Below are 14,367 nucleotides of genomic sequence, written 5' to 3' on the forward strand. Positions count from 1 at the left end.
TGACGGCATGAATCAGCCGACCGTCCTGATCAGTGGCGCCGGTATCGCCGGACCGTCCCTGGCGTTCTGGTTGAGTCGCAACGGTTATCGCGTCGTGGTCGTCGAGATCTCACCCGGCATCCGGCCCGGCGGCCAGACCGTGGATCTGCGGGGCGCGGGCGGCGATGTCATCGAGCGGATGGGATTGCTCGACCAGATGCGGGCCCGCGCGCTCGAGCAGCGGGGCGCGGCGTGGGTCCGTTCGGACGGCAGCCGACGCGCCGAGATGCTGGTGACGGCGTTCAACGGCAACGGGCTGGTGTCCAAGCTCGAAATCCTGCGCGGCGACCTGGTGGACGTGTTGTATCAGGCCACCAGGGATTCGGTCGAATACCGGTTCGGACAGCGCATTTCGGAACTGCGTGACGTCGACGACGGCGTGGAGGCGACGTTGTCCGACGGGACCGTGCTGCACGCCGACCTCGTCGTCGGCGCCGACGGCCCGCACTCGGCGGTGCGCCGCATGGCCTTCGGCCCCGAAGAGAAGTTCGCCAAGCCGATCGGCGGCTACAACGCGTGGTTCTCGGCGCCCGACAGCGTCGGACTCGACGGCTGGTTCCTGCTGTATCAGGCACCCGGGGGGCTCAACGCGTCGATGCGTCCCTCCCACGATCCCGCGATCGCCAAGGCCGGTCTGGCATTTCGGTCCGAACCGCTCGAGTACGACCGGCACGATCTCGACCAGCAGCGCCGCATTCTGGCCGAGCGGTTCGCAGGCGCCGGATGGGAGTGTGACGCCCTGCTGGTCGCGGCCGAGAAAGCCGACGATTTCTACTTCGACTCCTTCATCCAGATCCATATGCCGTCCTGGTCGGCGGGACGCGTCACGCTGGTCGGCGACGCCGGATACTGCGCCTCGCCGCTGTCCGGCATGGGTACGAGCCTGGCTCTAGTCGGCGCCTACCTGCTCGCGGGCGAGCTGGGTCCCGCGAGTTCGCTTCAGCCGGAGAGCATTCCAGCGGCGCTGGCCCGATACGAGAACCGCATGCGCCCGTACGTCGACACCTGCCAGAAACTGAACAACACCATCGACCGGTACGCGCCCAGCACGGCTTCCGACATCGCGATCAACGCCGCGGTGATGAAGTGGATGCAGCGCTGGCCGTTTCGGCCGGTGGCCGCGCGGCTGTGGTTCACGACGGCCGATTCGATCGAACTGCCGGACTACCCGGCCAAGTCCGTCTCGTAACCCGCACGCACCAGCGCCTGACGGGCATAAGCGCGCACGTCTGCGTCGCCGTCCTTGAGCGCTATCTCCAACGCATCCCGCGCAGCCTGTTCCGAGGCCGCCCACCGGGTCAGGCTGAGGACGGCGGCCTTGCGCACGTCGAGGTGCTGATCGCTCAGCGCCCGCGACAGTGTCGGGACCGCGACGGCGGGCGCCGCGCCCGCCAGAGCCCGAGCCGCGCCCTCGCGCACCTGCCAGGCCGGCGCGGTGAGCGCCTCGCGCACACCGGGCTCGTCGTCGTCACCGCATCCGACCGCACCGAGCGCCGACAGCGCGGCCGCCCGCACCAGCGGATCGGTGTCGGCCACCAGGCGGCGCACGGTCTGCGCGCCGGTGCCGAGCGTCGCCAGACCGTTGGCCGCGGCGATGCGCACCTCACGGTTGTCGTCGCCTGCGGCCGCGGCCACACCGTCGGCGTCGTCGACCGACACCAGGGCTCGCACGGCCTCGATCCGCACCCGGTGGTCGACGTCGCCGAGTGCCCGGCGGTACGCCTGCTCGTTGCCAACACGACGCGCCGCCAGAACGTAGATGGCCGCCGCCCGCACCTCGGGATCCGCCGACTCGGCATGCGGAGCAACATGTTCCGGCCCAGAGAGCACCTCGACGAGCTCGCGCGCACCGTCAGCGGCCACACGCCGGACGCCGGAATCGGCATCATCCAGCGCGGCGATCAGCGGTGCCTCGTATCCGTCGGGCAGATGTTCGACGAGGGTGGCGACCGCGGTGCGCCGCACCCCTGCGTCGGCGTCGGCGAGGAATTCGGTGAGTTCCGGCACGGACGGCAACTCGAGCGCGAGCACCGCGGCGATGCGCGGTGACGGGGGCTCGGCGGGCGTGGTCGAGCGGATACGGGAGGCAGCGTCGACCGGTGCGCGGCCGATGGCCATCGTGGGCTGTTCGACGTGGGTGACCGGATCGTCGGAGGGCAGGTGCTCCAGATCGGGCACCGCGACGAAATACGGTGCAACGGGCCGTTTGACGAACGTCATGGACCCGTCGGACTCCTTGCGCAGGTTCAGGTGGTACCGCCAGCCTTCGTCGTCTCGCTGCGGCAGGTCGGCGCGGTCGTGGTACAGGCCCCACCGCGATTCGGTGCGCGTCAACGACGAACGCGCCGCCATCTCGGCGCAGTCGCGGATGAAGGACACCTCGACCGCGCGCATCAGCTCGTGCGGAGTGGTGGCACCGATCTCGGAGATCTCGTCGCGCATGCGCTCGAACGTCTCGATGGCGATCGACAGCTTGGTCGCCGTCTTCGGCGGCGCCACATAGTCGTTGACGAACCGGCGCAACTTGTACTCGACCTGCGGCTGGGGCGGGCCCTCGGGATGGCGCAGCGGGCGGTAGACGAGTTCATGCGCCTCCCGCAGCTGGTCCTCGGGCAGGGCGGCGGGCGCGGTGACACCCTGCAGCGTCGACGCCGCGTGCTCGCCGGCGAGGTCGCCGTAGACGAACGCGCCGATCATGTAGTTGTGCGGCACACACGCCAGATCGCCCGCCGCGTACAGGCCCGGAACCGTCGTTCGGGCGTGCTCGTCGACCCACACGCCGGACGCCGAATGCCCGCTGCACAAGCCGATTTCGGAGATGTGCATCTCGATGTCGTGGGTGCGGTAGTCGTGCCCGCGGTTGGCGTGGAACGTGCCGCGGGTCGGTCGCTCGGTGGTGTGCAGGATGTTCTCCAGCGCGGTCAGCGTTTCGTCGGGCAGGTGCGAGACCTTGAGGTAGATGGGCCCGCGGGCCGATTCGATCTCACGCTTCACCTCGGCCATCATCTGGCCCGACCAGTAGTCGGAGTCGACGAACCGCTCCCCCAACGCGTTGACCTGGTATCCGCCGAACGGATTGGCCACATAAGCGCACGCCGGCCCGTTGTAGTCCTCGATCAACGGGTTGACCTGGAAGCATTCGATTCCGGAGAGCTCCGCTCCGGCGTGGTAGGCCATCGAGTAACCGTCACCGGCGTTGGTGGGGTTCTCGTAGGTGCCGTACAGATAGCCCGACGCGGGTAGTCCCAGCCGTCCGCACGCGCCGGTCGCCAGGATCACCGCCTTGGCCGCGACCGCGACGAATTCGCCGGTGCGCGAGTTCAACGCGGCGGCGCCGACGGCGCGCCCGGTGTCGTCGGTGAGCACCCGCACCGGCATCAGCCGGTTCTCGATGCGGATCTTCTCGCGCATGGACCGCTGGCGCAGCACCCGATACAGCGCCTTCTTGACGTCCTTGCCCTCGGGCATGGGCAGGACGTAGGAGCCGGACCGGTGCACCCGGCGCACGGCGTACTCGCCGTGTTCGTCCTTCTCGAACTTCACGCCGTAGCGTTCCAGGCGCTGCACCATCGCGAACCCGCGGGTGGCCGTCTGATAGATGGTGCGCTGGTTGACGATTCCGTCGTTGGCGCGGGTGATCTCGGCGACGTAGTCCTCGGGTCTCGCCTTGCCGGGGATCACGGCGTTGTTCACACCGTCCATCCCCATCGCCAGCGCCCCGGAATGCCGGACGTGTGCCTTCTCCAGGAGCAGCACCTGCGCGCCGTGTTCGGCGGCGGTCAGCGCGGCCATCGTGCCCGCGGTGCCTCCGCCGATCACCAGCACGTCACAGTCGAGCCGAGCGGTGTCGGCGAGTTCAGGAATGTTCATGATGGATGATGAAGGGCAGCAATGATTTCGGTATGGGTCTCGTGGCGGTCGGCATCGGCGACGCGGGGCTGCGGGACGTCGACCAGCGCGCGGAGCGGTTGACCGGCCCGGCCGAGCACCGCGACGCGGTCGCCGAGTATCAGCGCCTCGTCGACGTCGTGGGTGACGAACACGATGGTGGTCGGGTGCGCCTGCCACGTCTGAATCAGCAACCCTTGCATCGCCGCCCGGGTCTGGGTGTCCAGTGCCGCGAACGGCTCGTCCATCATCACCGCCCGCGGGGCACCCGCCAGCCCGCGTGCGAGTTGCACACGTTGACGCATACCGTCCGACAGGCTCTTGGGCAGATAGTCGGCGAACCCTGTCAGGCCCACCTCGTCGATCCACCGCTCGGCACGCTCACGTCGCCCGGCCCGCGGCATCCCGCGCAGTTGCAGCGCCAGCTCGATGTTGGAACGCACTGTGCGCCAGGGCAACAGCGCACTGTCCTGGAACACCATCCCCCGGTCGCGCGATGTGGTCGCAACCTCTTCACCGTCGGCGAGCACCCGTCCGGAATCCGGTCGCAGCAGGCCCGTCAGCGCGCGCAGCACCGTCGACTTGCCGCATCCCGACGGACCGGTGAGCACCAGGATCTCCCCCGGGCGTACATCGAGGCTCAAGCCGTCGACGACGGGTGCGCCGGTGTAGGACAGCCGCACATCGTCGAGTTCGAGTCGCATGCCGAGCAGGGTTTCGGGCGCGATCGTGGCGGTCATCGGACATTCTCCTCTGCGCGGGGCAGCCAGCGGGTGGCATGCCTGCCGATCAGTTCGACCGCGGCGGCCGTGGTGAAGCCCAGCACCCCGATCGTGATGATGCCGACGAACACATCGGAGTAGTTGAGCACCGTATACGCCTGCCACGTCCGGTATCCGACGCCGAGTCGGCCGGAGATCATCTCCGCGGAGATCACACAGATCCACGCCACGCCCATACCGACCGACAGCCCGCCGAACAGCCCCGGCAGGATTCCCGGTAACACGACCCGCCGCAACACATCGACGCGCCCGCCGCCCAGCGTGCGCACCGAGTCCTCCCAGATGGTCGGCAGCGCGCGCACCGCGTGCCGGGTGCTCACCATGATCGGGAAGTAGGCCGCGAGGAACGTGATGAACACGATGCCGGCCTCGTCGGTGGGAAACAGCAGGATCGCGACCGGCACCATCGCGATCGCCGGTATCGGGCGCGCGAGCTCGGTGAGCGGCCCGAAGACATCGGCGAACGCCGTCGACCTGCCGAGCAGAATGCCGGTGACGACACCGACGAGCGCCGCGAGCCCGAACCCGGTCAGGATCCGGATCAGCGACTGCCCCAGGTCGAGCCAGTACTCCGGGGTGCCCAGCCGATGGGTGAGCGCGGTGGCGATCTCGGTCACCGTCGGCAGGGTGTCGAAGCGCAACCACAGCCGAACGTCGTTGGCCGTCAACAGCTGCCAGAGGCCCACCGCCGCGACGACCGATGCCACCCGTACCGACCGCCGCCGCCACACCACGGACTTCCTGTCCCGCACCGGCGCGGCCTCTGCCTGCACCGGGGATTCGATCACCTCGGCGACCGTCGTCATGCCGCACCTGCCAACGCCTGCTCGTAGTCGACCGGCGCGCTGCCGGGGTGCGCCGCGATGAACCGCTGCGCGCCGCCGGGAGTGGCGAACGGCCGGTAGTCCGCGCCGTCCTTCACCCAGATCGCCTTGTCGGCGAACCAGCGGGTACCGAACTCGGTGTCGGGGACATAGGCGGCGCGAATCGTCGCGCCGCGGGCGGTGGCATCGCGGACCGCTTTCAGCAGGCAGGCCGGCGTCGCCGCGGGCTGGGTGGCGTCGGCGCCGTCCACCCACAGCTCACCGGCCTGCGCCGGGTCGGTCACCGCGGTGTTGCAAACCGGGTCGGTGCCGGTGACCAGCGACGGGTTCGCGGTGTCCGCCAAGGCCTTGTCGTAGTCGAGCCCGCGTTCCTGAAACGCCGCGCGCAGCGGGGCGTCTTCGACGAAGCCCGGTACGTTGAGGTCGGCGAAGTTGTCGATCGACTTCAGGTACGGCACATCGCCTTCGAGCGCTTCGATCAGCGACGGCTTGAGTGTGGTGTCGAACGACGTGCCACCGGGCCCGTTGTAGAGGTAGACCACTTCCTGCGGCAGCCCGCTGGCCTCTGCGACAATGCGCGACGCCTCCAGCGGCTTGTCGTTGAGGAACTCTGTCGCGTCCAGCTGCGCCTGCAGGAACGCGTCGAGGACCTCCGGGTGCTCGGCCGCGTAGGCCCGCCGCACGACCACGCCGTGCAGCGTCGGGTAGTCCAGCTCGGCGCCGTCGTAGAGCAGCTTGGCCTTGTCCTGGAACACCAGCAGTCCGGGCCAGGCGACGAACTGCGAGAGTGCCTGCACCTGACCGGATTCCAGCGCCGAAGCGCCGACCTGGGGCTGCTGGTTGAGCACCTCGACGCCGGTGTTGGGGTCGACGCCGGCCCGGGACAGCGCCTGCACCAGCATGCCGTGGCCCGCCGACCCGACGCTGGCCGACACCTTCTGCCCCCTGAGGTCGGTCAATGTCCGCGCCGGCGAATCCGGTTTCACGACAACCATGTTCAGCGCGCCCCTGGGGTTGTATCCGGTGACCGACACGATCTCGGTGCGGGCACGCTCGTTGGCCTGCGTCTTGGACCCGTTGATCAGCATCGGGTAGTCGCCCATCGACCCGATGTCGATCTTCTCGGCGACCATCTGCGCGGTGATCGGCGCTCCGGTGTCGTAGTCCTGCCACGTCACGCGGTACTCGGTGCCGGTGCGCTCGCCGATGTCGGAGAGCCGCCGCTTCAGGTACCCCTGTGCGCGCAGCAGTGTGCCTGCGGTGACGGTGTTGATGGTCTTGGACTGATACCCGACGACGACGTTGACGACGTCGGAGGAATCGGACGCGGAGTCGAGCGAGCAGCCCGAGGCCGCGACCGTCAACGCGGCGGCGAGTGCGGCCAGACGGTACAACGGTCTTCTCATGTGGGTCCTCAGCGGATCAGATACGGCATGTTGACGGTGACGGCGCCGGTGGGACAGCGCGCTGCGCAGGGTCCGCAGTACCAACACTCGTCGACGTGCATGAAGGCCTTGCCGTTGTCGGGGTTGATCGCAAGCGAGTCGAGTGGGCAGATGTCGACGCACAGCGTGCAGCCCTCGATGCACAACGACTCGTCGATCGTCACGGGCACGTCGGCGCGTTGGTTGATCAGTGTCACGGGTTGCTCCTCATCAGGCTGCCGCGCATGGTGATTCGGTCACCGCGCATGCGGATGTACTCCAGGTCAACGGGCCGACCGTCGTCGAGGCTGGTGAGTCGTTCCAGCATCAGCAGCGCCGCACCGTCGGGCACCTGCAACGTCGCCGCGGAATGGGCGTCGGCCGAGACCGCCTCCAGCGCCAGCGTCGCGCGGCCCAACCGCTGTCCGCTGACCTGTTCGATGAGCGCGAACACGTCGTTTATCTCCAGCGAGTGCTGCACCACCTCGGCGCCGATGTCGGGTGCCAGATACGTCAGATCGAGCGACAGCGGAAGGTCGCCGAGATACCGCAACCGCTCGATGAAGACCACCTGCTCGCCCGGTTCCAGCCGCAGCTTGCGCGCGACCGCGGGCGGTGCCGCCAGATGCTGCACCGCGCGGACCTCGTTGCGGACCTCGCCGTAGTCCTTGAACGTCTCCTTCAGGCCCACCAGGGCGTCGAGGCCGTGGTCGTACTTGCGCACCGCGACCTGGGTGCCGACCTTGGGACCGCGATCGATCAGGCCTTCGTTCTTCAGCACGGCGAGCGCTTCGCGAATGGTGTTGCGGGACACGAAAAACTCCGCCGCCAGGTCGTGTTCGGCGGGCAGGCCGCCGTCGAATGCCCCCGCATGGATCTGGTGCCGCAACACATCGGCGACCTGCCGGGCGCGGTCGGCGCGCGGCCGCCGAAGCGGCGTCGGCTCGGGCTGCGACATGCGAAACACGCTAGGGGCGTCGCCGACCCGTCGCGCGGCCCCGAAAATCGCCGCGGAGCAGCAGCGTTCAATGCGCCGCCCGCGTCAGGCGGCTACCAGGCGAAAGTCCGGCGGATGACGCGTATGCGCCACCGCGGCCACGGGGCGCGAATAACAATCGCGGTGAACAGAAGTGACGCGCTATTGCATGCAGCGCGAGAGCACCCGACCGAACTGCAACAGCCGTTGCATCTGAGCCAACCCGCCGTTGTCCACGGACTTGTAATAGCGGAACGACTCGCAGTAGATGTCGGATTCGGTGGCCGACCTCTGCCGTGAACGCGTGATCAGTTGGGTGTACATCCGCAGCCTGACCTCGGACAGGCGCCGGGTGTCGTCGTCGAGGACCTCGTATTCGGCGGTCAGCACGTGATCGGTGATCGTCGACAACAGGATGGTGCGCACCGAGGCGTTGAGTACGCGACGGTCCCGATCGCTCGAGGACATCTCGTCGTCGGCGCGCCACATGATCAGCCGGTGCCCGTCGGTGAGCACGATCTCCTGCCACAGGGCCTGGTCCTCGTCACCCCACGGCTCGTCGGTGTAGCCGCGCGACATGATGAACGACCGGATCGTGGGCAGGTCCACCACCGACCGCAGTTGGTCGAGCGCGAGTTCGGGGTCGCGCAGATACACCCTCGCCGCTTCCTCGACGCTCGAGTACGGCGCCCAGTCCTGCGGTGTGGGCATCGGCTATCCCCCGCTCCTGTCACCTCGCACGGCCTGTGCGGCGGCCCGGATCTGTGGCGTCACGAGCATGACCTGTCCCAGCACGCCGTTGACGAAACCCGGTGAGTCATCGGTGGACAACTGCTTGGCGAGTTCGACGGCCTCGTCGACGGCCACCGGCTCGGGCACATCTTCGGCGTGCAGCAGTTCCCACACCGCCACCCGGAGGATGGCGCGATCGACCGCGGGCAACCGTTCGAGCGTCCAGCCCTGCAGGTGTGCGGCGATCAGATCGTCGATGTGCGCCGCGTGCTCGGTCACGCCGCGGGCCACCGTCAGTGTGTACGGGTTCAACGGCGATACGTCGGACTGCTTCTCCGCCAACGCATTGCGCGCCTCGGCCACCTCCGCTGAGGTCAGGCCGCGCGCCTCGGCTTCGAAGAGCAGGTCGACGGCGCGCTTGCGGGCTTGGTGCCTGCCCCGATCGCCTTTCCGGTCAGGCATTCACCCGGCCCAGGTAGCTTCCGTCGCGCGAATCGATCTTGAGCTTGTCGCCGGTGTTGATGAACAGCGGCACCTGGATCTCGGCCCCGGTCTCCACTGTCGCCGGTTTGGTGCCCGCACTGGAGCGGTCGCCCTGCAGGCCCGGCTCGGTGTGGGTCACCTCGAGTTCGACGGTCACCGGCAACTCGAGGTACAGCGGGTTGCCGTCGTGGAAGGCGATCTGCACCGGCATGCTCTCGAGCAGGAAGTCGGCGGCGCGGCCGACGAGCGACTCGGGCAGCGGGTGCTGTTCGTAGTCCTCGGAGTCCATGAACACGAAGTCCGAACCGTCGCGGTAGAGGTAGGTCGCGTCGCGGCGGTCGACCGTGGCGGTCTCGACCTTCACCCCGGCGTTGTAGGTCTTGTCGACGGTCTTGCCGGACACCACGTTCTTGAGCTTGGTGCGCACGAAGGCCGGCCCCTTGCCGGGTTTGACGTGCTGGAAGTCGGTGATCTGCCACAGCTGGCCGTCGATCACCAGGACGAGCCCATTCTTGAAGTCGGCGGTCGTTGCCACGTTGGTAGTACTCCTGTCAGAGGATGGCCAGTTCCTTGGGGAACTGTGTTGCTGTATGAATGTCGCTGACATGCGCTTTCGGCGTGTTGCCCGAGATAATCGCAGTAGAACAACGCTGTATGCCAAGATAACGGACATGGCGAAACGTTTGCCAGCAGTGCTCGATTTGCGCTCGCTGATGAGTTCGTGGGAATTGGCGCTGAAAGCGGCCAACAAATCCCCAGCCACGATCACCAGCTACATGCGCGGCGTGCGCTTGTACGTGGAGTGGCTGGAATCGGCTAAACACCCGGTGGAGCTTACCCGCGCCACGGTCCAGACCTATTTGGCGGCGCAAATCGACGCAGGCTTAGAGGCCAATACGGTTCGGTTGCGGCTGGCTGCGTTGCGGGCATTCGCCCGGTGGCTTGTCGACGACGGCGAGATTGACGCCGATCCGCTGGCAGGTATTCAGCCACCCAAGATTCCGACCAAGGTTGTCGAAGCGTTGACCGATGACCAGTTGCGGGCCTTACTGGCCGCGTGCAAGGGCAAGAGTTTCCGAGACCGCCGCGATGAGGCGCTCGTCCGGCTGATGGCCGAGACCGGCTTGCGTGCCAGCGAGACAGTGGGGCTGACAGTCGACGATGTGGACTTGCAGCGGGGCCTGGCGACTGTGTGTAAGGGCAAGGGCGCGAAGGGGCGGGTCGTGCCGTTCGGCGCGCAGGCCGCAGCAGCATTGGACCGCTACATTCGCTTGCGCCGTAGCCACCAGCACGCCAAACGGGATGAGTTGTGGCTCGGCGTGCGTGGGCCGCTGGGCTACTTCGGCCTGAACGACACACTACGGGACCGCGCAGAGCAGGCAGGTGTTGGCGGATTTCGCCTTCACTTGTTGCGCAACACCTACGCGACGCGCTGGCTGCGTGCAGGCGGCAGCGAACAAGGTTTGATGAGTGTTGCAGGCTGGTCGTCCCGGTCGATGATTGACCGGTACACCGGTGCGTCAGCCGCTGAGCGTGCCGCTGCGGAAGCTCGCGGGCTTGGCTTGGGGGATTTGTGAGCGTCGCGATGAGTCGTGCGGTGTTCGACCAGCACCGGCGCAGCATCGATGTCCAGATCAGCGCGATGCTCGCAGGTAGCAAGAGTCGCAAGCGCTTCCGCCTCGCGGCGCTGTACGAGAAGAAAACCGGGACACTGCTGGCCGAAGTGATGGAAACTAATCACGGGCCGGTCGTCAGGTACCGAGATGCGTCCAACAAGCCTGCCGTCGACCCGCTGACAGATGATCCCCAACAGGAATTCGCCATCACGGGGCGAACGGGCCGCTACACGATCCAGGGCGCGTACTTCGCCGCCCAAATCAGTACGGGTACCGAACGATTCACCGTCTCGTACAACGATGGCGGCACGCAGGTCATCGCTCTCGGGATTGGGCGCGCCGCTCCCCACTAGCACACCGTTTTTGTTACAGTGTGCTCGGTCATGAGCGCACGACGCTAGACGCTCGCCTTGTATGGGCCGCGAGCCGAACCCCGAAGGGGGACGGCACCGCATGCCCGAATTGACACCAACCGAACGTATCCTGCGAGCCAAACTCGCCGCCCACGAATCATGGGCCAAGACCGAGGATCGCTCGGCGCGAACCGCGAAAGCGCGCCAGGCGCAGGACGACAAGTTCCTTGCCGATGCTGGCGGCGACCCGCAGCGCGCCGAGTCGCTGCGCCGCGCCCACTTCACGCGGATGGCGCTCAAGTCGGCGCAAGTCCGCCGCGCCCGCAAGTCCGCACAAGGCGGAGCCGCGTGACCGGTCGCGACGCGCAGCACGGGTCGTCGAGGCAGGTGTCCTGGTGGTCGGTTCACACCTACGTCGCGCCGCTGTTGGAGTCGGCCGGTTCGTGGCCGATGGCCGGAACACCCGAATGGTGCAACCTCGACGACGACGACCCGCGTAAATGGGCCGCCCTACTCGACGCCGCCCAGCACCACGCCCTCCGGATGGAAACCGCGCAGGAGCATCAGTGCGCGGCGTCCCGCGATGTCGCGGCGGCCGCCGACTGGACAGTCATCGCACGGAAAACGCGGGACCGCAACGAGTTCTATACGCAGCTTCCGTGGCTAAAGCGGGTGAGCGCATGACCGAGGACATCGACCGCTCCGACGAGATGCTTGAGTGGTACGCCGAAGACGAACCCCACGGCGCACAACTGCTCCGGGATGCGGAATCGTTTATCCGCCGCTTCTCCGTCCTGCCCGGAGAGCACTGCTATGTGGCAACAGCCCTGTGGGCCGCGCATACACACTTCATTGACCGGTTGGAGACCACGCCCCGACTCGCGTGTCTGTCTCCGGAACCGGGGTCAGGGAAGACTCGGGTTCTGGAAGTGCTCGACGTGTTGTGCGCGAACCCGCTTATGGCGCTGGACATTTCCATGGCAGCGTTCTTTCGCATCGTCGAGGACCGTCAGCCCACCATATTGCTCGACGAGGTTGACGCCATCTTTATCGGCAAAAAGCAGTCCGAGGGTTCCGAAGATATGCGGCGCGTGATCAACAACGGTTACCGCGTCGGCGCAGTGGTGCAACGCGTGGGCGGGAAGAACCGTGACGTAGTGCAGGACTTCCGTGTGTTCACCCCAGTCGCTATGGCGGGACTGGGGAATTTGCCCGACACCCTGATGTCGAGGTCGGTGATCATCCGCATGAAGCCACGGCGCGGCGGCGAAACACTTGAGCCTTTCCGGGATCGGCTGCATCGGCCTGTCGGGGAGAAGCTTCAAGCACGGATGGCCGCGTGGGCCGCCAACTTTCCCGGCGACCTGCCATATCCTGCGCTCCCCGGCGGAGTTGAGGACCGAGACGCCGATGTGTGGGAACCGCTGATCATGGTGGCCGACCTCGCCGGTGGCGAATGGCCAGCGCGTGCACGAAAGGCGTGCTCCACATTCATTTCTGAGAAGCCGGAGTCCGCAGTCAGCCTCGGCGTCCGATTGCTGTCCGATCTGAAAAGGATATGGCCTACAGATGCGGCGGTGATGCCAACCGCCGACATCATCAAGACGTTGGCCGACCTTGATGAAGCCCCGTGGGGCGACCTGTATGGCGAAGGTCTCAAGCCGCGGAAGCTAGCTCAGATCCTCGGTGACTACGACATCAAGTCACAAGATGTCTGGACGGCTCTCGGGTCGCGGAAGGGGTACCGCCGCGAGGATTTCTGGGACCCGTGGCTCCGCTACGTACCTCCGGAAAAGCGCGATAAGGGCGATAAGGGCGATGAGGACCGCGCGGACCTCGCGGACCTCGCGGATTCTGAGGGCACGCAGGACGGTTCTCCAACTGATGGGCAGGTGTTGGACTTTGGGAACGACGACGACAGGTGCGCGTGCGGCAACACGCTCGAATCGTCCCAGTCGCAGCGTTCCGGCAAATGCAAGCAGTGTCGCGACAAGCTGATGGCGGGGTACGACCAATGAGCACCGACCCGACAACCAGTTACACCAACGTCGTCGCCTCCGCCGTGTGCCTCTGCGACGTGGGCAGCGAGAACTATCTCGCGGCCGTCGCTATCGGGCCAGACGGCCAGCACCTCGTGCTCGCGCAGCGCGGCAGCATCGGCGACGATGCGGCGCGGTACGACCCGACCTGCGCCGGTATCGCACATGAGCAGACCGGGCCGCTGCCCATCGAATACGCGCGCCGCGTCGCAGCCGCTCGCCGCCGCCAACGCGGGCACCAATGTGGCCACCCCACCAAGGCGGGACGGCCGTGCCGGATCACGGTCGCTCATCCCGGCGAACCATGCGGCTGGCACCGCCAGAACCAACGTGCACGCAAGACGACGACGAAAGGAACATCCGAATGACCGAACAGCCAGGGCCGGACGATTTGCCCGAATGGGACACCGACCCGCTAGAGCCATGGGAGCCATCCCCGGCGCAGCGCGCCCTGGTGCTGGATCTGCTCGACCGCTACGTGCGCCGCGACCCCACCTGCGGCGACACGTTTCTGCGGTTCGCAGCCGACTGCTACCGAGACAAGACATGGCCGCAGATGTTTCTGGCACTCATGGAGCACTTCACGCAGACCGCTACCGGTGCCCAGGGGCAGGCGCTGACGACCGCCCGCGTCTCCGCCGACCTCAAGGCCGCCCGCGATGACGTTATCGAGTTCGGAGACCTGACATGACCGCGATTCCGGGTGTTGGCCCGCAGTTGGAGCGCGCCGTCGAAGGCACCGACCCGAGAGGCATCCTGGTATTCGAGTACCTGCCGGATGATCTGCAACGGCAAGAGGACTCGACCGCCGCCGCCGACGCTGAACGGTGGCGCTGCGGTACTTACAGCGCTTCGGGCACCTGGGGCACCAACGACCCCGCCGAACTGTCCAGAGTGATGACACGCGCCCGCACAGTGCTCACCCAGGCAGGGATGCACCCGCCGCGCACCCGCCCGCGACCGGCCACCGCGACGGAACGCGCGCTGCTGGCACACCTCGGTTACGAACTGCCCGACGAATTGTTCACCGCTGTCTCATTTCCCACATACGGGGTCCGCCGCCGACGCTGGCCCCAACTAGAAACCCAGGAGGTAACAACGCCATGACCGAAACGAACACCGACACCACACAGTCACCGCCGTCGCCGACACCGGCCGCGATGCCGCCCAGGATGCTCGCCACAGAACCGCCGGCCACGGCGGCCACGAGT

General features: G+C 67.1%; 18 protein-coding genes. 9 read left to right on the forward strand and 9 right to left on the reverse strand.

Going from position 1 to position 14,367, the window contains the following annotated elements; translation table 11 throughout:
- Positions 1–7: 7 nt before the first annotated feature.
- Positions 8–1,228, forward strand: a complete 1,221-nt coding sequence (locus A5752_RS04755) for an FAD-dependent monooxygenase (protein WP_067082796.1) — start codon at positions 8–10, stop codon at positions 1,226–1,228.
- Here the strand turns inward: A5752_RS04755 and A5752_RS04760 are convergent.
- The 9 genes from A5752_RS04760 to efp form a co-directional block, all read right to left on the reverse strand.
- A complete protein-coding gene (locus A5752_RS04760; protein ID WP_067082798.1) occupies positions 1,204–3,909 on the reverse strand; it encodes a fumarate reductase/succinate dehydrogenase flavoprotein subunit in 2,706 nt (901 codons plus the stop codon). The two genes, A5752_RS04755 and A5752_RS04760, sit on opposite strands and share 25 nt — an antisense overlap.
- Positions 3,906–4,667, reverse strand: coding sequence for an ABC transporter ATP-binding protein (locus tag A5752_RS04765; protein ID WP_067082801.1), 762 nt, complete (start codon positions 4,665–4,667; stop codon positions 3,906–3,908). The genes A5752_RS04760 and A5752_RS04765 overlap by 4 nt, the downstream gene beginning before the upstream one ends.
- Complete coding sequence (locus A5752_RS04770; RefSeq protein WP_082963749.1) at positions 4,664–5,515, reverse strand: ABC transporter permease; 852 nt, start codon at positions 5,513–5,515, stop codon at positions 4,664–4,666. Before A5752_RS04770 ends, A5752_RS04765 begins: the two co-directional genes overlap by 4 nt.
- Positions 5,512–6,939 (reverse strand): ABC transporter substrate-binding protein, encoded by a 1,428-nt coding sequence (locus tag A5752_RS04775; RefSeq protein WP_067082803.1) that lies wholly within the window; start codon positions 6,937–6,939, stop codon positions 5,512–5,514. Before A5752_RS04775 ends, A5752_RS04770 begins: the two co-directional genes overlap by 4 nt.
- Positions 6,940–6,947: 8 nt before the next feature.
- A complete protein-coding gene (locus A5752_RS04780; RefSeq protein WP_067082806.1) occupies positions 6,948–7,175 on the reverse strand; it encodes a 4Fe-4S dicluster domain-containing protein in 228 nt (75 codons plus the stop codon).
- A complete protein-coding gene (locus A5752_RS04785) occupies positions 7,172–7,915 on the reverse strand; it encodes a GntR family transcriptional regulator (protein ID WP_067082809.1) in 744 nt (247 codons plus the stop codon). Before A5752_RS04785 ends, A5752_RS04780 begins: the two co-directional genes overlap by 4 nt.
- Before the next feature lie 180 nt (positions 7,916–8,095).
- A complete protein-coding gene (locus A5752_RS04790) occupies positions 8,096–8,644 on the reverse strand; it encodes a hypothetical protein (RefSeq protein WP_067082812.1) in 549 nt (182 codons plus the stop codon).
- 3 nt (positions 8,645–8,647) lie between these two features.
- On the reverse strand, positions 8,648–9,127 hold the full coding sequence (gene nusB / locus A5752_RS04795; RefSeq protein WP_067082814.1) for a transcription antitermination factor NusB: 480 nt from the start codon (positions 9,125–9,127) through the stop codon (positions 8,648–8,650).
- On the reverse strand, positions 9,120–9,683 hold the full coding sequence (gene efp, locus A5752_RS04800) for an elongation factor P (protein WP_067082817.1): 564 nt from the start codon (positions 9,681–9,683) through the stop codon (positions 9,120–9,122). The genes nusB and efp overlap by 8 nt, the downstream gene beginning before the upstream one ends.
- A gap of 136 nt (positions 9,684–9,819) precedes the next feature.
- Between efp and A5752_RS04805 the strand changes: the two genes are divergently transcribed.
- The 8 genes from A5752_RS04805 to A5752_RS04840 all read left to right on the forward strand — a co-directional run bounded on the left by A5752_RS04805 (position 9,820) and on the right by A5752_RS04840 (position 14,263).
- A complete protein-coding gene (locus tag A5752_RS04805) occupies positions 9,820–10,725 on the forward strand; it encodes a tyrosine-type recombinase/integrase (RefSeq protein WP_082963750.1) in 906 nt (301 codons plus the stop codon).
- Entirely contained in the window at positions 10,722–11,117 is a 396-nt protein-coding gene (locus tag A5752_RS04810) for a hypothetical protein (protein WP_067082820.1), read from the forward strand. Before A5752_RS04805 ends, A5752_RS04810 begins: the two co-directional genes overlap by 4 nt.
- 100 nt (positions 11,118–11,217) lie before the next feature.
- Positions 11,218–11,469: a hypothetical protein gene (locus A5752_RS04815; RefSeq protein ID WP_067082822.1), complete on the forward strand. Its 252-nt coding sequence runs from the start codon at positions 11,218–11,220 to the stop codon at positions 11,467–11,469.
- The gene (locus A5752_RS04820) at positions 11,466–11,801 is read left to right on the forward strand and encodes a DUF2742 domain-containing protein (protein ID WP_197500542.1); all 336 of its coding nucleotides are present in this window, start codon (positions 11,466–11,468) and stop codon (positions 11,799–11,801) included. The genes A5752_RS04815 and A5752_RS04820 overlap by 4 nt, the downstream gene beginning before the upstream one ends.
- The gene (locus tag A5752_RS04825; RefSeq protein WP_067082825.1) at positions 11,798–13,135 is read left to right on the forward strand and encodes a DUF3631 domain-containing protein; all 1,338 of its coding nucleotides are present in this window, start codon (positions 11,798–11,800) and stop codon (positions 13,133–13,135) included. The genes A5752_RS04820 and A5752_RS04825 overlap by 4 nt, the downstream gene beginning before the upstream one ends.
- Complete coding sequence (locus tag A5752_RS04830) at positions 13,132–13,524, forward strand: hypothetical protein (RefSeq protein ID WP_067082828.1); 393 nt, start codon at positions 13,132–13,134, stop codon at positions 13,522–13,524. Before A5752_RS04825 ends, A5752_RS04830 begins: the two co-directional genes overlap by 4 nt.
- Positions 13,521–13,847, forward strand: a complete 327-nt coding sequence (locus tag A5752_RS04835) for a hypothetical protein (RefSeq protein ID WP_067082830.1) — start codon at positions 13,521–13,523, stop codon at positions 13,845–13,847. Before A5752_RS04830 ends, A5752_RS04835 begins: the two co-directional genes overlap by 4 nt.
- A complete protein-coding gene (locus A5752_RS04840; protein WP_067082833.1) occupies positions 13,844–14,263 on the forward strand; it encodes a hypothetical protein in 420 nt (139 codons plus the stop codon). The genes A5752_RS04835 and A5752_RS04840 overlap by 4 nt, the downstream gene beginning before the upstream one ends.
- The last annotated feature ends 104 nt before the right edge of the window (positions 14,264–14,367 follow it).

Source organism: Mycobacterium sp. 852002-51961_SCH5331710 (assembly GCF_001665535.1).
GTDB lineage: Bacteria > Actinomycetota > Actinomycetes > Mycobacteriales > Mycobacteriaceae > Mycobacterium.